This window comes from Ancylothrix sp. D3o, from assembly GCF_025370775.1.
Classification (GTDB): domain Bacteria; phylum Cyanobacteriota; class Cyanobacteriia; order Cyanobacteriales; family Oscillatoriaceae; genus Ancylothrix.
In genome coordinates, this window is sequence record NZ_JAMXEX010000084.1 from 1 (window position 1) to 1,438 (window position 1,438).

The 1,438-nt window shown below is 45.3% G+C and carries 2 protein-coding genes; both read left to right on the top strand.

Annotated elements, in window-relative coordinates:
• Positions 1-1,172, top strand: a 1,172-nt coding sequence (locus NG798_RS27030) for a TrbI/VirB10 family protein (RefSeq protein WP_261226820.1), incomplete at its 5' end; no start/stop codon positions are given.
• Positions 1,173-1,178: 6 nt separating this feature from the next.
• Positions 1,179-1,438: hypothetical protein (locus NG798_RS27035; RefSeq protein ID WP_317619644.1), on the top strand; the 260-nt coding region annotated here is incomplete at its 3' end.

Genomic DNA, 1,438 nt, shown 5'->3' on the forward strand with positions numbered 1-1,438 from the left:
GTTGGCAACGTTTGGCACAGTTGGGTGCATACGATGCTGTGGGGGAAGGAGATCCTTCAAATGGCATTATTCCTGGGTCAAATGTTGGTATGAATAGGGGCGTTAATACTGCGGCTATTCCTGTACAAAATGCAGTTCCGTCGTCCTACGGTACACCCGCTATTCCTGTACAAAATACAGTTCCGTCATCCTACGGTACACCGACTGAACCAGTAACTTTGGCCGGTGTTCCCGTTGCTCACTCTATTTCTCCACCGCCGGTTAATTCGACAGCATTATCAAGTGAACTAACACCTCCAGAATTGGTGATTTCCCGCCAGCCTTTATCAGAAGAAGAACAAGCAATTTTATCAGAAACTCCCCAGACCCAATTAGAAGGAGATGCCCCCGCCAGTGAAGTTGAATCAACTTCAACGGATGTACAGACGTTCTGGCAGAACGTCTCTACAGGCTTTCTTGAATCTACTGCTGCTTATGATCAAACAGCTTCAATTAACCCTAACACAGTAGGGACTGCTGACAATAATTTTATGAGGGTAGGGCAACTTGTCCCAGGGCAATTAGTGACGCCGGTTGCTGCAATTGATTCTGGTAATAGGCAAAGCCAAACCGGGAATATTGCTCAAAGATTTGTGGTTGCTCTTTCTAACCCGTTGCTGGCATCAGATGGTGCGGTACTATTTCCAGCTTCATCTCAAGTTGTGTTTGAGATAAAAAACGTTCAGAAAAATGGATTAGTGGAGGCAGTTGGGGTTGCCTTAATAGATGGGCAAGTTGAGTACCGTTTACCGACTGGTGCAATCTCTATTCGTGGGCAAAATGGAGAACCCTTAATAGCAGAACGCCGACGGGATGATTCTGGTTTGTTTGGCCGGGATTTACAAACATTTGGTTTAGGGGCTGCTGCAAAAGTTGGGGAAGTATTGAACCGGCCCCAACGTGAAAGTAGTTATTCTGGATTTGGTGGTGGTGGCTCCACAGTAGAACGTGGTTCTCCCAATATTTTAGGTGCAGTATTAGAAGGCGGATTTTCACCAGTTTTAGAATCTAATACCCGGCGGAATGAGCGCGCCATTCAAGAAATTGAAAGCCGGCCTCCCCTTTGGTATATCGAACAAGGAAAGGGTGTCCAGGTTTTTATAAACTCCAGTTTCCAACTTCAACAATCTTGATAAATTATGTTCAAACTTCCTTTGACGGGTTTAATTTTGAGCCTGGCATTAACGATTTCTTTTGGAGAATCGGCTTTTGCCAATAGTGTGTTGCGTTTGACGAGGGAACAAGCATCAGGGGTTGGTGTTCTGCCAACTAATATTAAAGTTGCTCCTGGTGCCGGTGTAAATATTATGGTTCCTTCTGACGAAATTATCCAGAAAGCTTGGCTAGACAATCCCGCTTTTGTCACCCTAGATGCTGATGGTTGTCTGGAAGGATTAGC